This is a genomic window from Burkholderia sp. BCC1998, assembly GCF_905339875.1.
Classification (GTDB): domain Bacteria; phylum Pseudomonadota; class Gammaproteobacteria; order Burkholderiales; family Burkholderiaceae; genus Burkholderia.
In genome coordinates, this window is the sequence record NZ_CAJPHE010000001.1 from 185,366 (window position 1) to 207,538 (window position 22,173).

19 protein-coding genes are annotated in these 22,173 nt (G+C 68.2%); 8 read left to right on the forward strand and 11 right to left on the reverse strand.

All coding sequences use genetic code 11. The features are described 5' to 3' along the window. Positions 1-136: 136 nt before the first annotated feature. Positions 137-1,336, reverse strand: coding sequence for a tRNA guanosine(34) transglycosylase Tgt (gene tgt / locus U5A56_RS00860; RefSeq protein ID WP_321920705.1), 1,200 nt, complete (start codon positions 1,334-1,336; stop codon positions 137-139). A gap of 224 nt (positions 1,337-1,560) precedes the next feature. Further along, positions 1,561-2,628, reverse strand: coding sequence for a tRNA preQ1(34) S-adenosylmethionine ribosyltransferase-isomerase QueA (gene queA / locus U5A56_RS00865; RefSeq protein WP_321920706.1), 1,068 nt, complete (start codon positions 2,626-2,628; stop codon positions 1,561-1,563). 167 nt (positions 2,629-2,795) lie between these two features. Here queA and recG point away from each other — a divergent pair, with 167 nt between their 5' ends. The 6 genes from recG (at position 2,796) to ubiA (ending at position 10,986) form a co-directional block, all read left to right on the forward strand. Further along, positions 2,796-5,135 (forward strand): ATP-dependent DNA helicase RecG, encoded by a 2,340-nt coding sequence (gene recG / locus U5A56_RS00870; protein WP_321796880.1) that lies wholly within the window; start codon positions 2,796-2,798, stop codon positions 5,133-5,135. Between the two features lie 137 nt (positions 5,136-5,272). Beyond that, the gene (locus U5A56_RS00875) at positions 5,273-6,232 is read left to right on the forward strand and encodes a hydrogen peroxide-inducible genes activator (RefSeq protein ID WP_044844025.1); all 960 of its coding nucleotides are present in this window, start codon (positions 5,273-5,275) and stop codon (positions 6,230-6,232) included. Positions 6,233-6,783: 551 nt separating this feature from the next. Continuing rightward, positions 6,784-8,970, forward strand: a complete 2,187-nt coding sequence (gene katG, locus U5A56_RS00880) for a catalase/peroxidase HPI (protein ID WP_321920707.1) — start codon at positions 6,784-6,786, stop codon at positions 8,968-8,970. 105 nt (positions 8,971-9,075) lie between these two features. Beyond that, the gene (locus tag U5A56_RS00885) at positions 9,076-9,210 is read left to right on the forward strand and encodes a hypothetical protein (RefSeq protein WP_268906939.1); all 135 of its coding nucleotides are present in this window, start codon (positions 9,076-9,078) and stop codon (positions 9,208-9,210) included. Between the two features lie 120 nt (positions 9,211-9,330). Next, positions 9,331-9,819, forward strand: coding sequence for a non-specific DNA-binding protein DpsA (gene dpsA / locus U5A56_RS00890; RefSeq protein WP_321920708.1), 489 nt, complete (start codon positions 9,331-9,333; stop codon positions 9,817-9,819). Positions 9,820-10,113: 294 nt separating this feature from the next. Then, entirely contained in the window at positions 10,114-10,986 is an 873-nt protein-coding gene (gene ubiA, locus U5A56_RS00895) for a 4-hydroxybenzoate octaprenyltransferase (protein WP_321811277.1), read from the forward strand. A gap of 102 nt (positions 10,987-11,088) precedes the next feature. Here ubiA and proC read toward each other — a convergent pair whose 3' ends face one another. From proC to U5A56_RS00925, 6 genes are all read right to left on the reverse strand, one after another. Then, complete coding sequence (gene proC, locus U5A56_RS00900) at positions 11,089-11,901, reverse strand: pyrroline-5-carboxylate reductase (RefSeq protein WP_044844029.1); 813 nt, start codon at positions 11,899-11,901, stop codon at positions 11,089-11,091. A gap of 50 nt (positions 11,902-11,951) precedes the next feature. Next, the gene (locus U5A56_RS00905; RefSeq protein WP_321920709.1) at positions 11,952-12,650 is read right to left on the reverse strand and encodes a YggS family pyridoxal phosphate-dependent enzyme; all 699 of its coding nucleotides are present in this window, start codon (positions 12,648-12,650) and stop codon (positions 11,952-11,954) included. 138 nt (positions 12,651-12,788) lie between these two features. Next, the gene (gene glcF, locus U5A56_RS00910; protein WP_044844030.1) at positions 12,789-14,015 is read right to left on the reverse strand and encodes a glycolate oxidase subunit GlcF; all 1,227 of its coding nucleotides are present in this window, start codon (positions 14,013-14,015) and stop codon (positions 12,789-12,791) included. A 7-nt stretch (positions 14,016-14,022) separates the two neighbouring features. Beyond that, positions 14,023-15,111, reverse strand: a complete 1,089-nt coding sequence (glcE, locus tag U5A56_RS00915; protein WP_044844031.1) for a glycolate oxidase subunit GlcE — start codon at positions 15,109-15,111, stop codon at positions 14,023-14,025. Positions 15,112-15,291: 180 nt separating this feature from the next. After that, positions 15,292-16,785 (reverse strand): FAD-linked oxidase C-terminal domain-containing protein, encoded by a 1,494-nt coding sequence (locus U5A56_RS00920; RefSeq protein ID WP_044844032.1) that lies wholly within the window; start codon positions 16,783-16,785, stop codon positions 15,292-15,294. 37 nt (positions 16,786-16,822) lie between these two features. Continuing rightward, a complete protein-coding gene (locus U5A56_RS00925; protein ID WP_044844033.1) occupies positions 16,823-18,232 on the reverse strand; it encodes an FAD-binding oxidoreductase in 1,410 nt (469 codons plus the stop codon). A gap of 140 nt (positions 18,233-18,372) precedes the next feature. Between U5A56_RS00925 and U5A56_RS00930 the strand changes: the two genes are divergently transcribed. Together U5A56_RS00930 and hmpA are read left to right on the forward strand one after the other, a co-directional pair. Then, complete coding sequence (locus U5A56_RS00930) at positions 18,373-18,924, forward strand: cob(I)yrinic acid a,c-diamide adenosyltransferase (RefSeq protein ID WP_044844034.1); 552 nt, start codon at positions 18,373-18,375, stop codon at positions 18,922-18,924. 94 nt (positions 18,925-19,018) lie between these two features. Next, positions 19,019-20,227, forward strand: coding sequence for an NO-inducible flavohemoprotein (hmpA, locus tag U5A56_RS00935; protein ID WP_321920710.1), 1,209 nt, complete (start codon positions 19,019-19,021; stop codon positions 20,225-20,227). Positions 20,228-20,312: 85 nt separating this feature from the next. Here the strand turns inward: hmpA and U5A56_RS00940 are convergent, their stop codons facing one another. The 3 genes from U5A56_RS00940 to aroG all read right to left on the reverse strand — a co-directional run bounded on the left by U5A56_RS00940 (position 20,313) and on the right by aroG (position 22,160). Continuing rightward, positions 20,313-20,702 (reverse strand): type II toxin-antitoxin system VapC family toxin, encoded by a 390-nt coding sequence (locus tag U5A56_RS00940; RefSeq protein WP_044844036.1) that lies wholly within the window; start codon positions 20,700-20,702, stop codon positions 20,313-20,315. Then, a complete protein-coding gene (locus tag U5A56_RS00945; RefSeq protein ID WP_321920711.1) occupies positions 20,659-20,967 on the reverse strand; it encodes a type II toxin-antitoxin system Phd/YefM family antitoxin in 309 nt (102 codons plus the stop codon). Before U5A56_RS00945 ends, U5A56_RS00940 begins: the two co-directional genes overlap by 44 nt. Positions 20,968-21,086: 119 nt before the next feature. Further along, positions 21,087-22,160, reverse strand: a complete 1,074-nt coding sequence (gene aroG / locus U5A56_RS00950; protein ID WP_059465445.1) for a 3-deoxy-7-phosphoheptulonate synthase AroG — start codon at positions 22,158-22,160, stop codon at positions 21,087-21,089. Between the last annotated feature and the right edge of the window lie 13 nt (positions 22,161-22,173).

Genomic DNA, 22,173 nt, shown 5'->3' on the forward strand with positions numbered 1-22,173 from the left:
GCTGTTAAGCGTGAAACGACACCGTTGCGACTCGTTTGGAAAGGCAATTGTAATGTTTGGCGGTCGCGACCGGCACTCAGAACGCATTATTTAGTACACGTCCTATGTGACGGGCGCGCTGCGGGCCGCCGGCCCGTCAGTCGACCCCTCTCGCGCGATCCTCTGCGAAGCGCTGGCGGAATGCGTCGAACGTATGGGTCTCGATCGCGTCGCGGATCTCGCTCATCAGCTGCAGGTAGTAGTGCAGGTTGTGGATCGTGTTGAGCTGCGCGCCGAGGATTTCGCCGACGCGGTGCAGGTGATGCAGGTAGCCGCGCGAGAAGTTCTGGCACGTGTAGCACGTGCAGCTGGCGTCGAGCGGCTTCAGCGAGTTCTTGTGCGTCGCGTTGCGGATCTTCACGTCGCCGAAGCGCGTGAACAGCCAGCCGTTGCGCGCGTTGCGGGTCGGCATCACGCAGTCGAACATGTCGATGCCGTTCGCGACGCCCTCGACCAGGTCCTCCGGCGTCCCGACGCCCATCAGGTAGTGCGGCTTGTGCGCCGGCAGCTTCGGGCCGACGTGCTGCAGCACGCGCATCATGTCTTCCTTCGGCTCGCCGACCGACAGCCCGCCGATCGCGAGGCCGTGGAAGTCGAGCTCCGCGAGGCCCGCGAGCGATTCGTCGCGCAGGTCCTCGAACATCCCGCCCTGGACGATCCCGAAGAGGGCGTTCGGGTTGCCGAGCCGGTCGAACTCGTCGAGCGAGCGCTTCGCCCAGCGCAGCGACATGCGCATCGACTCGGCCGCTTCCTTGTGCGTGGTCGGCACACCGTTGGTCGCGTACGGCGTGCACTCGTCGAACTGCATCACGATGTCCGAGTTCAGCACCTTCTGGATCTGCATCGACACTTCCGGCGACAGGAACAGCTTGTCGCCATTGATCGGCGATGCGAACGTCACGCCGTCCTCGGTGATCTTGCGCAGGTCGCCGAGCGAGAACACCTGGAAGCCGCCCGAGTCGGTCAGGATCGGCTTGTTCCAGCCCATGAAGCCGTGCAGGCCGCCGTGCGCGTCGATCGTGTCGAGGCCCGGGCGCAGCCACAGGTGGAACGTGTTGCCGAGGATGATCTGGGCCTTGATCTCGTGCAGCTCGCGCGGCTGGATCGCCTTCACGGTGCCGTACGTGCCGACCGGCATGAAGATCGGCGTCTCGACCACGCCGTGGTTGAGCTTCACGCGGCCGCGGCGCGCATGGCCGTCGGTCGTCAGCAGTTCGAATTCGAGCCCGTTCGCGGGGCGGTCCTGCACGGGGGCGTGCGGATGAGCGTGCGTATCGTGGGATGAACCTTCGGTCATCGCGTCATTCTCCTTGCCACCGGAGAACAGTCCGGCGCATGTTGGAAACGCCGCCGGGCAACCGGCGGCGGGGAAAAGCGGGTGCGCGCCATCGTAGCGCGTACCGCAGGAAAGCGGGGGCGACAGCGCGGGGACAACGGCGCGGCGCGCGACGGCGCGAAGCTCAGCGGCCGCAGCGCGGTCGCGGGCCGGCGCGGGCCGGCGTGTCTTCGCACCTGCCGCGCTTACGCGCGCGGCGCCTCCGGCGTATCGCGCCGCGTGAGCAGCATCGCGTCGCCGTAGCTGAAGAAGCGGTAGCGTGCGTCGATCGCGTGCCGGTACGCGGCGCGGATCGTCTCGACGCCCGCGAACGCCGACACCAGCATCAGCAGTGTCGACTTCGGCAGGTGGAAGTTCGTGACGAGCCGGTCGACGACCCGGAAAGCGTAGCCGGGCGTGATGAAGATGTCGGTCTCGGCCTGCGTCGCCGCGAGCGGGCGGTCGGCTTCGTCGGCGCTGCGCGCCGCGGCTTCGAGCGCGCGCATCGAGGTCGTGCCGACCGCGATCACGTTGCCGCCGCGCGCGCGGGTCGCGGCGATCTTGTCGACGAGCGACTGCGGCAGGTCGTACCACTCGCTGTGCATCTTGTGCTCGGCGAGGTTCTCGACGCGCACCGGCTGGAACGTGCCGGCGCCGACGTGCAGCGTCAGCGTCGCGCGCTCGACGCCCATCGCGTCGAGCTTCTCGAGCAGCGGCCGGTCGAAATGGAGCCCGGCCGTGGGCGCGGCGACCGCGCCCGGATTGCTCGCGTAGACGGTCTGATAGCGCGTCTCGTCGTTCGCGTCGGCGTCGTGCTCGATGTACGGCGGCAGCGGCAGGCGGCCGTGCTGCTCGATCAGCGTGAGGCACGGCGCCGGGAAATGCAGCGTGAAGAACGGCTCGACGCGCTCGCCGACCGTCACGTCGAACGCGTCGGCGAGGCGCAGCGTCGTGCCGGCGCCCGGCGACTTGCTCGCGCGGATCTGCGCGAGCGCGGTGTGCGTGCCGGTCACGCGCTCGATCAGTACCTCGATCTTGCCGCCGCTGGCCTTCTGGCCGAAGAAACGTGCCTTCAGGACCTTGGTATCGTTGAACACGAGCAGGTCGCCGGGCGCGATGCACGACGGCAGCTCGGCGAAGCGGCGGTCGACGAGGCGCGCGGGCTCGACGGTGCCGTCGACCTCGAGCAGGCGGCTCGCGGTACGGTCGGGCAGCGCGGTTTGCGCAATCAGCTCGGGAGGCAGATTGAAATCGAAATCGGAAAGCGTGAACATGCGGGCTGGTTCGAAACGGCCGGCGGGCGCCGCCGACAGGGCGGAAACGCATGAATGGGGCGCGCGAGCCGCTATGATGGCGGGATGCGCGGCCTGGCCGGCGTCGTTCGTTCGGACGACGTGAAAGCCGCTATTGTACTTGCCTTGCGAAGCACCCAGACGATCCGATGCCTGTGTCACCACGCCGTTCCACCGCCGCCGTTGCCGATTCCGCCGATCCGTTCGACGCGGACGATGCCGCGTTGCCCGCGCGCAGCGCGGGGGAGCACGAGCCGCCGCGCAGTATCGCGCCGCGCCGCACGGGCCCGAAGCGCGGTGCCGACGGCCGGCTCGCGCAGCCGGCCGCGGCCGCGCCCGACGCCGAACCGGGCGCGGGCAGCGACGAGGCGGGCGCAGCTGGACCCTCCGGTGCGAAACGCAAGAAGAAGCCGGCCGCCGACAAACCCGTGAAGACCGTCGACAAGCTCGCGAAGCTCGGCCTCACGCGCTCGATCGATCTCGTGCTGCATCTGCCGATGCGCTACGAGGACGAAACCACGCTCACGCCGATCGGCGAACTGCTGCCGGGCGGCATCGCGCAGACCGAAGGCGTCGTGTTCGACAACGAGGTCGCGTACCGGCCGCGTCGTCAGCTCGTCGTGAAGATCCAGGACGACGACGGCGAGCAGCTCGTGCTGCGCTTCCTCAATTTCTACGGCTCGCAGGTCAAGCAGATGGCCGTCGGCCAGCGGCTGCGCGTGCGCGGCGACGTGCGCGGCGGCTTCTTCGGGATGGAGATGGTGCATCCGGCCGTGCGTGTCGTCGAGGCCGATGCGCCGCTGCCGCAGGTGCTCACGCCCGTCTATCCGAGCACGGCCGGCGTGTCGCAGGCGTATCTGCGCAAGGCGATCGAGAACGCGGTCGAGCGCACGCCGCTGCCCGAGCTGCTGCCGCCCGAGATCGAGCGCGACTACCTGAAGCCGCTCGGCGTGCCGACGCTCGCGCAGGCCGTGCGCATCCTGCACCACCCGGCCGTCGATTCCGACGAAGCCGCGCTGATGGACGGCTCGCATCCGGCGTGGACCCGCATCAAGTTCGAGGAGCTGCTCGCGCAGCAGCTGTCGCTCAAGCGCGCGCACGAGGAGCGACGCACGCGCGCGGCGCCCGCGATGCCGCGCCGCGCCGCGACCGATGCCGATGCGCTGACCACACGCCTTTACGCGGCGCTGCCGTTCACGCTGACGGGCGCGCAGTCGCGCGTCGTCGACGAGATCGCGCACGACCTCACGCTCGCACACCCGATGCAGCGGCTGCTGCAGGGCGACGTCGGCAGCGGCAAGACGGTCGTCGCGGCGCTGGCGGCCGCGCAGGCGATCGACGCCGGCTACCAGGCCGCGCTGATGGCGCCGACCGAAATCCTCGCGGAACAGCATGCGCGCAAGCTGCGCGCATGGCTCGAGCCGCTCGGCGTCACGGTCGCATGGCTCGCGGGCAGCCTGAAGGCGAAGGAGAAGCGCGCGGCGATCGAGGCCGCGGCGCTCGGCACCGCGCAGCTCGTGATCGGCACGCACGCGATCATCCAGGACACCGTCGAATTCGCGCGGCTCGGCCTCGTGATCGTCGACGAGCAGCACCGCTTCGGCGTCGAGCAGCGTCTCGCGCTGCGCGCGAAGGCCGCGAACGCGGCCAACGGCGCGCGCGATTTCCAGCCGCACCAGTTGATGATGTCGGCCACGCCGATCCCGCGCACGCTCGCGATGACGTATTACGCGGACCTCGAGGTGTCGACGATCGACGAGCTGCCGCCGGGCCGCACGCCGGTGCTGACGCGCCTCGTCGGCGACGCGCGGCGCGAGGAGGTGATCGCCCGCGTGCGCGAGGCCGCGCTGACCGGCCGCCAGGTGTACTGGGTGTGTCCGCTGATCGAGGAGAGCGAGACGCTGCAGCTGCAGACGGCCGTCGAAACCTATGAAACGCTGGCCGCGGCACTGCCCGAGCTGAAGGTCGGGCTCGTGCACGGGCGGCTGTCGCCGGCCGACAAGGCGGCCGTGATGGAGGCCTTCACGCGCAACGACGTGCAGCTGCTCGTCGCGACGACCGTGATCGAAGTCGGCGTCGACGTGCCGAATGCCTCGCTGATGGTGATCGAGCACGCGGAGCGCTTCGGCCTCGCGCAGCTGCACCAGCTGCGCGGCCGCGTCGGGCGCGGCACCGCGGCGTCGGTGTGCGTGCTGCTGTACACGGGCCCGCTGTCGCTGACCGGCCGCGAGCGGCTGAAGACGATGCGCGAGACGACCGACGGCTTCGAGATCGCGCGGCGCGACCTCGAGATCCGCGGCCCCGGCGAATTCCTCGGCGCGCGCCAGTCCGGCGCGGCGATGCTGCGCTTCGCGAACCTCGAGACCGACGGCTGGCTGATCGATCCGGCCCGCGACGCGGCGGCGCGGCTGATCGCCGCGTATCCCGACGTGGTCACGCAGCATCTCGCCCGCTGGCTCGGCGCGCGCGAGCAATATCTGAAGGCCTGATTCGCGCATTCAGGGTCGGATTTAAAACCGCCATTCAGCGTTGATTCGGCGCGTTGCGATACAGAGAAACTTGGCGAACCGGTGCCAACGGGTGTATAAATTAAACCTATCGCCTGTATATCCCTGATTGACCCACAATGACCCTGACTGAATTGAAATACATCGTCGCGGTCGCGCGCGAACGGCACTTCGGTCGCGCGGCCGAAGCGTGCTTCGTGAGCCAGCCGACGCTGTCGGTGGCGATCAAGAAGCTCGAAGACGAGCTCAACGTGCAGATTTTCGAGCGCGGCGCGAGCGAAGTGAGCGTGACCCCGATCGGCGACCAGATCGTCACGCAGGCGCAGCGCGTGCTCGAGCAGACCTTCGCGATCAAGGAGATCGCGAAGCAGGGCAAGGACCCGCTCGTCGGCCCGTTCCGGCTCGGCGTGATCTACACGATCGGGCCGTACCTGCTGCCGACGCTCGTCAAGCAGATGATCCAGCGCGTGCCGCAGATGCCGCTGATGCTGCAGGAAAACTACACGCTGAAGCTGCTCGAACTGCTGAAGCAGGGCGAGATCGACGCCGCGATCATGGCGCTGCCGTTCCCCGAAACCGGCCTGATGGTGCGGCCGCTGTACGACGAGCCGTTCGTCGTCGCGCTGCCGGCCGGCCATCCGTGGGAGAAGCGCGAGGAAATCGATGCCGAGGACCTGAAGCAGGAAACGATGCTGCTGCTCGGCAACGGCCATTGCTTCCGCGATCACGTGCTCGGCGTGTGCCCGGAGCTGATGCGCTTCTCGCAGACGGCCGACGGCATCCAGAAGACCTTCGAGGGCTCGTCGCTCGAAACCATTCGCCACATGGTCGCGAGCGGCGTCGGCATCACGGTGCTGCCGCGGATGTCGGTCGCCGAGGTTGGTCCGCGCGCGAACGGCCCCGACGCCGAGTTGCTGTCGTACGTGCCGTTCAACGAACCGGTGCCGGATCGCCGCGTCGTGCTGGTGTGGCGCAAGAGCTTCACGCGAATGCCCGCGATCGACGCGATCAGCGAGGCGATCGCCGCGTGCGAGCTGCCGGGCGTCGCGAAGCTCGACATGCCGGCGACGATGAACTGAGTGAACTGATCAGGGAGCAGTGCTCCCGAGGCAGGCGGATGAACGGGGTCTGGCGACCCCGTTTATTTTTGCCTATCGAATAGATGAAATTTATTAAATTCAAAATATCGATAGACGTAATTAGAATCATTTCCATGGATTGCGTCGGATCGGCGGTTCGATTCGCACGTTGAATGCAAGCGTCAAAGGAGGATGTCATGATGCGGTCGGTACTGCAGCACGCGCAGCGGAACATCCCGTCGCGCGACGAGGTCGTCAATCGTGCGAGGGCCGCGGCCCGGAGCCTGCGCCCGATTGCGTTCGCGTACCTGGCGGACCGTACGTATGGCGGATGAGTGCCGTTGCATGCCGGTTCGGTGTTCCCCGACTCACCGCCGTTCAGCCATGAGGGAGCGTTGCATGTCCGAAGTCCCGCAACCCGCATCGAAGGCCGCGCGGCCTGACACCCCGTAGTACGACAGGATCAACCTGTTCCGTTTCATCCCCCCGCAATGCTCCATGAACCGCGCCCGGCAAGTGGGGGCTTACGAGTCAAGCAAAGGAGAAAAAGCATGTCGACCGAATCGAAGTGTCCGTTCAACCATACGGCGGCCGGCGGCACGTCGAACAGGGACTGGTGGCCGAACCAGCTCAATCTCAACATCCTGCACCGGCACTCGGCGCTGTCCGATCCGATGGACAAGGATTTCGACTACGCGGAAGCGTTCAAGAAGCTCGACCTCGCGGCGGTGAAGCGCGATCTGCAGGCGCTGATGACCACGTCGCAGGACTGGTGGCCGGCCGACTTCGGCCACTACGGCGGCCTGTTCATCCGGATGGCCTGGCACAGCGCCGGCACGTACCGGACCGCCGACGGCCGCGGCGGCGCGGGCGGCGGGCAACAGCGCTTCGCGCCGCTGAACAGCTGGCCGGACAACGGCAACCTCGACAAGGCGCGCCGGCTGCTGTGGCCGATCAAGCAGAAGTACGGCCGCAACATCTCGTGGGCCGACCTGATGATCCTGACCGGCAACGTCGCGCTCGAATCGATGGGCTTCAAGACCTTCGGCTTCGCGGGCGGCCGCGTCGACACGTGGGAACCGGACGACGTCTACTGGGGTTCGGAAAAGATCTGGCTGGAACTGAGCGGCGGCCCGAACAGCCGCTACTCGGGCGACCGTGATCTCGAGAACCCGCTCGCGGCCGTGCAGATGGGCCTCATCTACGTGAACCCGGAAGGCCCGGACGGCAACCCCGACCCGGTCGCGGCGGCCCGCGACATCCGCGAGACGTTCGCGCGGATGGCGATGAACGACGAAGAGACGGTCGCGCTGATCGCCGGCGGCCACACGTTCGGCAAGACGCACGGCGCCGGCCCCGCCACGAACGTCGGCCCCGAGCCGGAAGCGGCGGCCATCGAGCAGCAGGGCCTCGGCTGGAAGAGCACGTACGCATCGGGCAAGGGCCGCGACGCGATCACGAGCGGCCTCGAAGTCACGTGGACGTCGACGCCGACGAAGTGGAGCAACGACTTCTTCAAGCACCTGTTCAGCTACGAATGGGAACTGACGAAGAGCCCGGCCGGCGCGCACCAGTGGGTTGCGAAGGGCGCCGACGAGGTGATTCCCGATGCGTTCGATCCGGCGAAGAAGCATCGCCCGACGATGCTGACGACCGACCTGTCGCTGCGTTTCGACCCGGCCTACGAGAAGATCTCGCGCCGCTTCTACGAGAACCCGGCCGAGTTCGCCGACGCGTTCGCGCGCGCCTGGTTCAAGCTCACGCACCGCGACATGGGTCCGCGTGCGCGCTATCTGGGCCCGGAAGTGCCGACCGAGCAACTGCTGTGGCAAGACCCGATCCCGGCCGTCGACCACCCGCTGATCGACGCCGCCGACGTCGCGGCGCTGAAGGCGAAGGTGCTCGCGTCGGGCCTGTCGGTCGCGCAGCTCGTGTCGACCGCGTGGGCGTCGGCTTCCACGTTCCGCGGTTCGGACAAGCGTGGCGGCGCGAACGGCGCGCGCATCCGCCTCGCCCCGCAGAAGGACTGGGAAGTGAATCAGCCGGCGGCACTTGCCGCGGTGCTCGAGACGCTCGAAGGCGTGCAGAAGGCGTTCAACGATGCGCAGACGGGCGGCAAGAAGGTATCGCTCGCCGACCTGATCGTGCTCGCCGGTGCAGCCGGCGTCGAACAGGCCGCGAAGAACGCGGGTGTCGCGGTGACGGTGCCGTTCGCACCGGGCCGGATGGACGCGTCGCAAGAGCAGACCGACATCGAGGCGATGGCCGTGCTCGAGCCGGTTGCGGACGGTTTCCGCAACTACCTGAAGCACGCGTACAAGACGCCGGCCGAGGCGCTGCTGGTCGACAAGGCCCAGCTGCTGACGCTGAGCGGGCCGGAGCTGACGGTGCTCGTCGGCGGCCTGCGGGTGCTCGGCGCGAACGTCGGTGACGCAAAGCACGGCGTGTTCACCGATCGTCCGGGCGCGCTGACCAACGACTTCTTCGTGAACCTGCTCGACATGGGCACGGAGTGGAAGCCGGTGTCGGCCGCGAACGACGTGTTCGAAGGGCGCGACCGGGCGACGGGCCAGGTCAAGTGGACCGGCACGCGCGTCGACCTGATCTTCGGTTCGCACTCGCAGCTGCGGGCGCTGGCCGAGGTGTACGGCAGCGCCGACGCGCACGAGAAGTTCGTGCGCGATTTCGTCGCGGCCTGGAACAAGGTGATGAACCTCGACCGCTTCGACCTCGCGTGAAAGTCGCGATGCGCTGACGCAGTCACGCTGTAAACGTGAAACGGCCGGTCGCACGACCGGCCGTTTTTTCTTCCGATTCGAGGTCTTGTCGAAGGAGTGACGACCATGACGCAAATGATGCTGAACATGCGCGCCGCGTTCACGCCGGCCGAGCTGGCGCGCCGTATCGTCGGTTTCGCGATCGTCATCGGCGGGGCGGCCGAGCTGGTCGCGCAGGCGCTGCACGCGCTCGGCGGCTGAGCGCAGCGAATCGCGCGCCGCGCTAGACTGGCACGTCGCGAACGGATGCCGCACGGCGCGGCATGCGGATTGCTCGACGCGTTTTCGCCGGTTCAACATTTCGAATGAGGAGTCCCGAAGATGGCCAGGAAAGGCAACGCCACGCAGATCAACATCGGCATCAGCGACAAGGACCGCAAGAAGATCGCGGACGGCCTGTCGCGTCTGCTCGCCGATACGTTTTCGCTGTACCTGAAGACCCACAACTTCCACTGGAACGTCACGGGTCCGATGTTCAACACGCTGCATCTGATGTTCGAAGAGCAGTACAACGAACTGTGGCTCGCGGTCGACCTGGTCGCCGAGCGCATTCGCACGCTCGGCGTCGTCGCGCCGGGCACGTTCGCGGATTTCGCGAAGCTGTCGTCGGTGTCGGAAGCGAACGGCGTGCCGGCGGCCGAAGAGATGATCCGCCAGCTCGTCGAAGGGCACGAGACGGTCGTGCGCACTGCGCGCGAAATCTTCCCGATCGCCGATGCGGCGAGCGACGAGCCGACCGCCGACCTGCTGACGCAGCGCCTGCAGACGCATGAAAAGACCGCGTGGATGCTGCGGTCGCTGCTTGCCTGAATCCGGCGTGACGGGCCGTGCGTCGTGCGGCCGGTGTCAACTGGGCGGTGTCCCGAAGTCGAAGCGGGGTCGGATTGCCCGCATCGGCATCGAATGTCGGGCAGGGCGGGTCCCGCCCCGCCCCGCCCCGCCCATGCATCTGTCCCCTGATTGACGTATGTGGCTGCTCGGCCGCGTGCAGCGGGCCCGAGCAGCCTGCGCGCGTGCCGCCTCACCCGGCTGCGGGCCGTCCCGACATGACGCGAACCGCCGCTCGGCTCTAAAATGCCGGGATTCTCTTCCCGGTGGTTCGCCATGCTCGCCCGCTTTCCCCTGTATCTGCGGCTCGTCCGGATGGACAAGCCGATCGGCAGCCTGCTGCTGCTCTGGCCGACGCTCAACGCGCTGTGGATCGCGTCGGACGGTCATCCGCGCTGGCCGCTGCTGGTGATCTTCGCGCTCGGCACGCTGCTGATGCGCTCGGCCGGCTGCGCGATGAACGACTATGCGGACCGCGATTTCGACCGTCACGTGAAGCGCACGGCCGACCGGCCGCTGACGTCGGGCAAGATCCGCGCATGGGAAGCCGTCGCGATCGCGGTGGTGCTGTCGTTCATCGCGTTCCTGCTGATCCTGCCGCTCAACACGCTGACGAAGGAGCTGTCGGTCGTCGCGCTGTTCGTCGCCGGCTCGTACCCGTTCATGAAGCGTTTCTTCGCGATTCCTCAGGCGTATCTCGGCATCGCGTTCGGCTTCGGCATCCCGATGGCGTTCGCGGCCGTGCAGGACACGGTGCCGACGCTCGCGTGGGTGATGCTGGTGGCGAACATCTTCTGGTCGGTCGCGTACGACACCGAATACGCGATGGTCGACCGCGACGACGACATCAAGATCGGCATTCGCACGTCCGCGCTGACGTTCGGCCGCTTCGACGTCGCGGCCGTGATGGCGTGCTATGCGGTGACGCTCGGCATCTACGTGTGGATCGGCGTGACGCTCGGCTTCGGTCTCGCGTACTGGGCCGGCTGGGCGGCGGCGGTCGGCTGCGCGCTGTATCACTACACGCTGATCAAGGATCGCGAGCGGATGCCGTGCTTCGCGGCGTTCCGGCACAACAACTGGCTCGGCGGCGTGCTGTTCGCGGGGATCGCCGTGCATTACCTGCTGGCGGGGCCGGCTGCCAATTGAAGCGGTACGGGCGCCTCGCCGGCGCGCGATGCCAACAAAAAAGCGGCCGCGGCCGCTTTTTTTGTTGGCGCTGCCGGGCACGCCCGGCCGACGACGCGGCGCTTACGCGCGACCGAGCTCGTCGCCCATTTCCTTCGCGCGTGCCTCGGCCGCGAGCGCGCCGCGCACGATCGCTTCCTTCACGCCTTGCGCGTCGAACGACGCGAGCGCGGCGGCCGTCGTGCCGCCCTTCGACGTCACACGCTCGCGCAGCACGCTCGCCGGTTCGCCCGACTGCGCGGCGAGTTGCGCGGCGCCCGCGAACGTCGCGACCGCGAGCGCGCGGCCCTGTTCGTCGTTCATGCCGAGGCGGCGCGCGGCTTCCTGCAGCGCTTCGATGAAATAGAACACGTACGCCGGGCCGCTGCCCGAGATCGCCGTGACCGCGTCGAGCTGCGCTTCGTCGTCGAACCAGACGATCTCGCCGACCGCGCCGAGCACGTTCGACGCGAGCTCGCGACCGGCCGCGTCGACGCCCGGCAGCGCGGCGAGGCCCGTCACGCCCATGCCGACCAGCGCCGGCGTGTTCGGCATCGTGCGCACGACGCGTGCGTAGTCGCCGAGCCAGCGGGCGAGGTCGGTGCCGCGGATGCCGGCCGCGATGCTGATCACGAGCTGCGACGTCAGGTGCGGCGCGAGCGCCTGCGCGACGTCCTTCAGCACCTGCGGTTTCACCGCGAGCACGATCGCGTCGTAGTCCGCGAGCGTCGCGTCGACGGCCGCGCCGGTGCGGATGCCGAACTGCTGCGCGGTGCGCGCGCGGGCGTCTTCGTTGACGTCGATGGCATACAGGCCGTCAGCGGCGACGCCGCGCTTGATCAGGCCGCCGATCAGGGCCGCGGCCATGTTGCCGCCGCCGATGAATGCGATTTTCATGGTGTCGAATTGAGCAAGTGAGTGAACGGGAAGGCGGAAAAGGGCGGCGCTCAGTGCGAATAATCGCGGGCGCCGAAGATTGCGGTGCCGACGCGCACGATGGTCGCGCCTTCGAGCACCGCGGCCTCGAGATCGGCGGACATGCCCATCGACAATGTGTCGAGCGGCAGGCCGTCGGCACGCAATGCGTCGTACAGCGCGCGCAGCGTGCGATGCGGCACGCGTTGCGCATCGATATCGTCGGCCGGCTCGGGAATTGCCATCAGGCCGCGCAGGCGCAGCGCCGGCAGCGCGGCGACCGCGCGCGCGACGTCGGCCACGTCGGCCGGCGCGACACCGCTCTTCGACGCCTCGCCGCTGATGTTCACCTGCACGCATACGTTGAGCGGCGGCAGGTGCGCGGGGCGCTGTTCGGCGAGGCGCTGCGCGATCTTCAGCCGGTCGACCGAATGGACCCAGTCGAACCGTTCGGCGACCGGGCGCGTCTTGTTCGATTGCAGCGGCCCGATGAAATGCCATTCGAGCGCGGCGCGCAGATCCGCGAGCGCGTCGATCTTGTCGATCGATTCCTGCACGTAGTTCTCGCCGAACGCGCGTTGGCCGGCCGCATGCGCGGCGCGCACGTCGTCGGCGGGAAACGTCTTCGACACGGCGAGCAGCGAGACGGTGGCGGGATCGCGGCCGGCCGCGCGGGCGGCGTCGGCGATGCGGCGGTGAACGGAATCGAGACGGAGTGCGAAATCGGACATGACGGGCACGGAAGCAGGCACGGGAAGCGAGTACGGCGGCGAATGCGGTGACGAATGCGGCAGCGGGTGCGGCACGGCACGCGCCGCATCGGTTCGCCCATTATACGGACGGGGCGCCGGCGGGGCCGGCCATCCGCGTCAGCCGTACAGCAGATGTTCGACGAGCTGGATCCAGTGCGCGACCGGAATCTGCGTGCCGCTTTGCAGGTGCGCGATGCAGCCGACGTTGCCGGACACGATCATCTGCGGCTCGAGTGCCTGCAGCTTCAGCAGTTTCTGCTTGCGCAGCCGGTACGACAGCGACGGCTGCGTCAGCGAATAGGTGCCGGCCGAGCCGCAGCACAGATGGCTGTCGGCCGGCAGCCGCACGTCGATGCCGAGCGTCTCGAGCAGGCGCTCGACCTTGCCGCGCGACTGCTGGCCGTGCTGCAGCGTGCACGGCGGGTGGTACGCGACGGTATGGATCGCGCGGCGCCGCGCGAGCGTCGCGATCTCGGCCTCGAACGCGAGCAGCACGTCGGAGATGTCGCGCGTCAGCGCGACGATGCGCTGCGCCTTCTCCGCATAGGCCGGATCGTCGCGCAGCAGGTGCGCGTATTCGAGCACCGTCGCGCCGCAGCCCGTTGCGTTCATCACGATCGCCTCGGCGCCTTGCTCGACGTACGGCCACCACGCGTCGATGTTGCGGCGCGCGTCGTCGAGCGCCTCGTCGTGATAGTTCAGGTGCAGGCGGATCGCGCCGCAGCAGCCCGCGTCGGGCGCGACGATCGTCTCGACCCCGAGCGCGTCGAGCACGCGCGCGGTCGCGATGTTGATGTTCGGCAGCATCGACGGCTGCACGCAGCCGGCGAGCATCAGCATCTTGCGCGAATGGGGGCGCTGCGGCCATTCGAGCAGCCGCGTGCGCGGCGGCACCTTGTCGCGCAGCCGTTTCGGCAAGAGCGGCCGCATGTGCTGGCCGAGCCGCATGAGCGGCGAGAACAGCGCCGCGTTCGGCACGAGGCTGGCGAGCACGCGGCGCACGAGTCGTTGCTGCACCGGGCGCTGCACTTGCGCCTCGACGTGCTTGCGGCCGATTTCGACGAGCCGGCCGTACTGGACACCCGACGGGCAGGTCGTCTCGCAGCTGCGGCAGGTGAGGCAGCGGTCGAGGTGCTGCTGCGTGCTGCGCGTGACGGGCGCGCCTTCGACCATCTGCTTGATCAGGTAGATGCGGCCGCGCGGGCCGTCGAGTTCGTCGCCGAGCAGCTGATAGGTCGGGCACGTCGCGGTGCAGAAGCCGCAATGCACGCACTTGCGCAGGATCGCGTCGGCCTCGTCGCCGTCGGGCGTATTGCGGATGAAATCGGCGAGGTTCGTTTGCATCGATCCCTCAGAGATCAGGATAGAGGCGGCCGCGGTTGAAGATACGCGCGGGATCGAACGCAGCCTTCAGCCCGCGGTGAATCTTCATCAGCGGCGCGGGCAGCGGCGTGAACACGCCCGCGCTGCGGTCGTACGACTCGCCCGCGCGGAACAGCGTCGCATGGCCGCCGGCCTGCTTCGCGCTCATGCGCACCGTCTGCGCGTCGGCGTCGGTGATCCACCAGCGCTGCGCGCCGCCCCATTCCATCAGCTGGGTGCCGGGCAGGTGCATCGGTTCGGTGATCGACGGCAGCGCGAGCCGCCACAGCGCATAGCCGGGCGGGATGCCGTTGAAGAACGGGTCGGTGTGCTCGCGCACGGCTGCCCAGAAGCGCTCGGCCTCGACCGCGTCGACGACTTCGCCGCCGAGCAGCGTCTTCGCCGATTTCACGGCCGCCTCGGCGCCCGACAGCCGCAGCACGAGCGTGCCGTTGCGCCACGCGCTCGCGCTGACGGGCAGCGGATGGCCGCCCCATTCGTTGAGCTTGCGCACCGCGTCGGTCGCGGTCATCTCGAACTTCAGCGTGACTTCGGCGACGGGCACCGGCAGCACCTTGATCGACAGCTCGAGCATCAGCCCGAGCGTGCCGAGCGAGCCGGCCATCAGCCGCGACACGTCGTAGCCGGCGACGTTCTTCACGACCTGCCCGCCGAAGCGCAGCGCTTCGCCGCGGCCGTTCATCAGCGTGACGCCGAGCACGAAATCGCGCGGCGCGCCGCAGGTCGCGCGGCGCGGCCCCGCGAGGCCCGCCGCGACGCAGCCGCCGACGGTGGCCGCGCGGCCGAAGTGAGGCGGCTCGAACGGCAGCATCTGGCCGCACTCGGCGAGGACGGCTTCAAGCTGCGCGAGCGGCGTGCCCGCGCGGACCGTGACGACGAGTTCGGCCGGGTCGTACGACACGACGCCCTGAAACGCGCGCGTGTCGAGTATTTCGCCGTCCAGCGCCTGGCCGTACCAGTCCTTGGTGCCGCCGCCGCGAATCCGCAGCGGCCGGCCGTCGGCACTGGCGGCGCGGACGCGTTCGGCCCATCCGGCGACGATGTCGTCCTCTTCCATGTTGTATTGCTGCCTCGTTGTTGTCCGGTCGATTGTACCGGGGTGGCGCGAATCCACATCGCGACTATCCCTAAGCCACGCATGACGAATGCATGCGGGCGTCGCCGCGCGCACGGCCGGCGCGGGCAGGGCGGCACATCGCGGCCCGCGCGGCGGCACGGGCCGCGCACCGCGCGGCGCTCAGAAGCGCGGCAGGTCGGGGTGCGGCAGCAGCCCTCCGCGCACGTGCTGGCGGCCGTATTCGGCGCAGCGCGCGCGGGTCGGGATGCCCTTGTCGGGGTTCAGCAGCCCGGCCGGATCGAACGCGCGCTTGACCGCGAAGAACGCATCGCGCTCCTGCGGCGAGAACTGCACGCACATCGAATTCAGCTTTTCGATGCCGACGCCGTGCTCGCCCGTCACGCTGCCGCCGAATTCCACGCAGCATTCGAGGATTTCCGCGCCGAACTGCTCGGCGCGGTGCAGCTCGTCCGGATCGTTCGCGTTGTAGAGGATCAGCGGATGCATGTTGCCGTCGCCGGCATGGAACACGTTGATGCAGCGCAGCCCGTAGCGCGTCTCGAGCTGCTCGATGCGGGCGAGCAGCGGGCCGATCGCACGGCGCGGCACGGTGCCGTCCATGCAGTAATAGTCGGCGGAAATGCGCCCGGCGGCCGGGAACGCGTTCTTGCGGCCGGACCAGAAGCGCAGCCGCTCGCTTTCGTTGCGCGACACCTGGATGCGCGTCGCGCCATGCTCGCGCAGCACGGCCGTCATGCGGACGATTTCCTCCGCGACTTCTTCGGGCGTGCCGTCCGATTCGCACAGCAGGATCGCCTTCGCATCGAGGTCGTAGCCCGCGTGCGTGAACGCCTCGACGGCCTGAGTGGCCGGCTTGTCCATCATCTCCAGCCCCGCCGGGATGATGCCCGACGCGATGATCGCGGCGACCGCCTCGCCGCCCTTCACGACATCGTCGAAGCTCGCCATCACGAGCTGCGCGGTCTGCGGTTTCGGGATCAGCTTCACCGTGATTTCGGTGACGATCGCGAACATCCCTTCGCTGCCGATCATCACCGCGAGCAGGTCGAGGCCCGGCGCGTCGAGACCGAGCGAGCCGAATTCGACGACCTCGCCGTCGATCGTGACCGCGCGCACGCGCATCACGTTGTGCACCGTCAGCCCGTATTTCAGGCAATGGACGCCGCCGGAATTTTCCGCGACGTTGCCGCCGATCGTGCAGGCGATCTGCGACGAAGGATCGGGGGCGTAGTACAGCCCGTAAGGCGCGGCGGCTTCCGAAATCGCGAGGTTGCGCACGCCGGGCTGCACGGTGGCCGTGCGCGCGTACGGATCGACCTCGACGATGCGCGTGAAGCGCGCGAGCGACAGCACGACGCCGTTCGCGATCGGCAGCGCGCCGCCGGACAGGCTCGTGCCGGCGCCGCGCGGCACGATCGGCACTTCCATGCGGCGGCAGATCTGCACGATCCGCTGCACCTGCGATTCGGTTTCGGGCAGCGCGACCGCGAGCGGCAGCCGGCGGTACGCCGACAGGCCGTCGCATTCGTACGGCGCGGTGTCTTCGTCGCGGAACAGCAGGCAATGCGTCGGCAGCACGGCCATCAGCGCCTGCACGACTTCGCGCTGGCGCTGCGCGCGGGTCGCGCTCGACAGTTCGACGGAAGCGTTCATTGGGTCTCCAGCCGGGGCGCGGCGGCGCGCCGCCGTGTCAGCACGTGAAGATCTTGCCGGGATTCATCAGGTTGCGCGGATCGAGCGCCAGCTTGATCGCGCGCATCGCGTCGATCGCGTTGTCGCCGTGCTCCTTCGGCAGGAAGCGCATCTTGTGCAGCCCGACGCCGTGTTCGCCGGTGCAGGTGCCGCCGAGGCGCAGCGCGCGCTCGACGATCCGGTCGTTGATGCGTTCGGCTTCGTCGATTTCCTCGGGCTTGTCGGGATCGATCAGGATTGCGACGTGGAAATTGCCGTCGCCGACGTGGCCGACGATCGGGCAGGGCAGCGACGATGCGCGCAGGTCGATCTCGGTTTCCTCGACGCACGCGGCGAGCTGCGAGATCGGCACGCACACGTCGGTCGTCACCGCGCGGCAGCCGGGCTTCAGCTGCAGCATCGCGAAGTACGCGTTGTGGCGCGCGGCCCAGAGCCGCGTGCGGTCCTCGGGGCGGGTCGCCCATTCGAAGCCCTGGCCGTTGTTCTGGCCCGCGAGCGCCTGCACGAGCTCGGCCTGTTCCTTCACGCCGGCCTCGGTGCCGTGGAATTCGAAGAACAGCGTCGGCGCTTCGGCGAGCGTCAGGTTCGAATGGCGGTTGATCGAGCGCACTGCGAGCGCGTCGACGAATTCGACGCGCGCGATCGGCACGCCGATCTGGATCGTTTCGATCACCGTGCGCACCGCGTCGCCCATCGACGGGAACGTGCAGATCGCGGCCGACACGGCTTCGGGCAGCGGATGCAGGCGCAGCGTGATCTCGGTGATCACGCCGAGCGTGCCTTCGGAGCCGACGAACAGGCGCGTGAGGTCGTAGCCGGCGGACGACTTGCGCGCGCGCGAACCCGTCTTCACGACGCGGCCGTCGGCGAGCACGGCGGTCAGGCCGAGCACGTTTTCGCGCATGGTTCCGTAGCGCACGGCGTTGGTGCCCGATGCGCGGGTCGCGGTCATCCCGCCGATGCTGGCGTCGGCGCCCGGATCGATCGGGAAGAACAGGCCGGTGTCGCGCAGCGCTTCGTTGAGCGCCTTGCGCGTGATGCCCGGTTCGACCGTGACCGTCAGGTCTTCCGCGTTGATCGACAGCACGCGGTTCATTTCCGACAGGTCGAGCGAGACGCCGCCGCGCACCGCGAGCAGATGGCCTTCGAGCGACGAGCCGGCGCCGTACGGGATCAGCGGCACGCTGTAGAGCGCGCACAGCGACACGACTTCGCGGACTTCATCGGCGTTGCGGGCGAACACGACGGCGTCGGGCAGTTGCGGATCGAACGGCGATTCGTCGCGGCCGTGATGGGCGCGCACGGCGTCGGCGGTCGACACGCGCTCGCCGAAGGCGGCGCGCAGCGCATCGAGCATGGCGGGGGGCAGCGGGCGGCGCGTGGCGGCCGGCGGGGCAGGGTGATTCACGAATGTCTCCTGACGACTGCTTGTCAAACTTTCGGTCCATTCTACGCTGGAACGCCCGCTGCGCCCGCCGCCGCGGGCTGCGATAATCGCGTACCAACCCAACCGGGCCGCATCGCGGCCGCGCACGAGAGGACATTCGCATGGGCAACCGCTTGAGCAAGATCGCGACGCGCACGGGCGACGACGGCACCACGGGCCTCGGCGACGGCCGGCGCATCGGCAAGGACGACGCGCGGATCGCCGCGATCGGCGACGTCGACGAACTGAACTCGAATCTTGGCGTGCTGCTCGCCGAGACGCTGCCGGACGACGTGCGCACGGCGCTCGTCACGATCCAGCACGACCTGTTCGATCTCGGCGGCGAGCTGTGCATTCCCGGCCATGCGGTGCTCGACGACACGCACCTCGCGCGCCTCGACACGTGGCTGGCCGACTACAACGCGACGCTGCCGCCGCTGAAGGAATTCATCCTGCCGGCCGGCTCGCGTGCGGCGTCGCTCGCGCACGTCTGCCGGACGGTGTGCCGCCGCGCGGAGCGCTCGATCGTCGCGCTCGGGCGCACCGACACGCTCAATGACGCGCCGCGGCGTTACGTGAACCGGCTGTCGGACCTGCTGTTCGTGCTGGCGCGTGTGCTGAACCGCGCGGATGGCGGCTCGGACGTGCTGTGGGAGCGCGGGCGCGTCCGCTGACGCCCGGCGTCGTGTTTCCGCACTGCGACAATTTGCCCGACGGACGTCTGTTTTTAAAGATGTATCGTATGCGCATGTTTAACGGAGAACGAACATGACCCACATCACCGCTGACCAGATGGCTCGCGTGAAGGCCACTGCCCCTGTCCTCGCCGTGCACGGCGCGACGATCACGAAGCATTTCTACCAGCGCATGTTCGCGCGGCATCCGGAACTGAAGAACCTGTTCAACCAGACGCACCAGAAGACCGGCAGCCAGCCGGAAACGCTCGCGAAGGCGGTCTATGCGTATGCGGCGAACATCGACAACCTCGGCGCGCTCGGCGGGGCGGTGTCGCACATCGCGCACAAGCACGCGAGCCTGAACATCCGCCCCGAGCATTACCCGATCGTCGGCGAGAACCTGCTCGCGTCGATCGTCGAAGTGCTCGGCGATGCGGTCGATGCCGAGACGCTCGAGGCATGGCGCGTCGCGTACGGCCAGCTCGCGCAGATCCTGATCGGCGCCGAGGCCGACCTGTACGCGGGCGCAGCGTGGAGCGGCTTCCGTCCGTTCAAGGTTGCCCGCAAGGTGCGTGAGAGCGACGAGATCACGTCGTTCTACCTGACACCCGCCGACGGCGGCGACGCGCCGACCTTCGCGCCGGGCCAGTACGTCACGGTGAAGCGCTTCGTCGGCGATCTCGGCGTCGATCAGCCGCGCCAGTACAGCCTGTCCGACGCGCCGCACGGCAAGTGGCTGCGCATCTCGGTGAAGCGCGAGGCCGGCCAGCCGGAGGTGATCCCGGCCGGCAAGGTGTCGACGCTGATGCATGACGGCGTGGAGGAGGGCGCGATCGTCGAGGTGACGGCGCCGATGGGCGAATTCTCGCTGAAGCGCGGCGCCGATACGCCGGTCGTGCTGATCTCAGGCGGCGTCGGGCTCACGCCGATGGTGTCGATGGCCTCGACGCTGGTCGGCGAAGGCAGCACGCGTGGAGTGCGGTTCGTCCACGCATGCCGGTCGGGCGCGGTGCATGCGTTCCGCGACTGGCTGAACGATACGGTGCGCGAACACGCGAACGTCAAGCGCACGGTGCTATATGAATTGGTGGGGCCGACCGACCGGGTTGGCGTCGATCACGACCTCGAAGGGCGCCTGACGCCGGAACGCGTGAAGCAATACGCGCTTGTGCCTGACGCCGACTACTACATCTGCGGCCCGATCGCGTTCATGAAGGCGCAACGCGACGCGCTGGTCGCGCTCGGCGTCGCGCCGGAACGCATCAACACCGAGATCTTCGGCTCGGGTGCGCTCGAGTGAGGATCTGACGGCCGGTTCCGGCCGAGGCAATGAAAAAGCCCGGCGCGAGTCGGGCTTTTGTTCGTGCTGCGCCAGGCGGGCGACTTCAGGCGCGTAGCATCAGTGTTGCGTGGTAGCGCCATACCTTCGGATCGGCACTGACGAGCGGCATGCCTTCATGTAGCGCCTGCGCGACCATCATGCGATCGAACGGATCGGCATGGTCAGGGAAATCCGGCAACGCAGCGACCGCCTCGGCGTGATCGCTATTGATCGACAATTCCGCGAAGCCAGCGAGCCGGAATGCCGAACGGGCATCGCGTGGATGAACGGGGAGGTTGCCTTTACGATACTTGATCGAGATTTCCCAGATAGACGCGGCGCTGACGTACAGCGTGTTCTGCGGATCCTCGATCAATGCGACGGCGGTCGGCGACAGTTGCGGCGCGCCTTCAGCCGCCCACAGCGCGATATGCGTGTCGAGCAACAGCTTCACGCGCGAGTCCTCGCTCGGCGCTGGCATCGAAATCGGCGGCAATCGATTCGTCGCCGGCGTTGAATGCTTCGACGGTCGTCGGGATGTTCAGGCCGGCAAGCAGCTGACGAGCGGCGCCGATGCGGCGAGGCGCCGTGTAGGGAACGATGCGGGCGACCGGATGGCCATTGCGGGCGATCACGACTTCGGATTCGCGCCCCAGTTCCAGTGCCTCGACGAGACTTGAAAGCCGCGACTTGGCATCATGCATGTTGACGGTCGACATGAGTACCTCCGGTTAGCCAGGGCGTGTTAGCTAGCCTAGCAGGACCGGATACCGGCTGCAGTCGAACCATGGCAACCCGCTGGCAAGCGGGAAGCCACGGTCACGACCGGTATCGCCTGTCAGTTGCCGCTGCCGCGCGCGACGCGCCGTGCCTTCACCGATTCCGCGAGGCCTTCGAGCACCTTCACGCTGTCGTCCCACGCGATGCACGCGTCGGTGATGCTCTGGCCGTAGGTCAGCGGGCAGCCTTCCTTCAGGTCCTGGCGCCCCTCGACGAGGTGCGACTCGATCATCACGCCGACGATGCGCTCGTCGCCGGCCGCGACCTGGCGGCCGATGTCCGCGCACACGGGAATCTGGTTCTCGTGCTTCTTCGAGCTGTTCGCGTGGCTCGCGTCGATCATCAGGCGCGCGGCGAGGCCGGCCTTGCCGATGTCCGCGCACGCGGCGTTCACGCTGTCCGCGTCGTAGTTCGGCGTCTTGCCGCCGCGCAGGATCACGTGGCAGTCCTCGTTGCCGGCCGTCGACACGATCGCCGAATGGCCGCCCTTCGTCACCGACAGGAAATGGTGCGGCTGCGATGCGGCCTTGATCGCGTCGACCGCGATCTTCACGTTGCCGTCGGTGCCGTTCTTGAAGCCGACCGGGCACGACAGCCCCGACGCCAGCTCGCGGTGCACCTGCGACTCGGTCGTGCGCGCGCCGATCGCGCCCCACGAGATCAGGTCGGCGATGTACTGCGGGCTGATCATGTCGAGGTATTCGGTCGCGGCCGGCAGCCCCATCTCGTTGATCTGCAGCAACAGTTCGCGCGCGGTGCGCAGCCCTTCGTTGATCTTGAAGCTGTTGTCGAGGTGCGGATCGTTGATGAGCCCCTTCCAGCCGACCGTCGTGCGCGGCTTCTCGAAGTACACGCGCATCACGATTTCCAGCTCGCCCTTGAAGCGCTCGCGCTCCTTCACGAGCCGCCCCGCGTACTCGATCGCCGCCTTCGTATCGTGGATCGAGCACGGCCCGATCACGACGATCAGCCGGTCGTCCATCCCGTGCAGGATGCGGTGCATCGACTGGCGCGAGTTGTAGATCAGCTCGGACGCGGCCTCGGAGCACGCGAATTCGCGGATCAGGTGGGCGGGCGGCGTCAGTTCCTTGAGTTCGCGGATGCGGACGTCGTCGGTGTTGTGCGGGGGCATGCTGTTTCTCCTG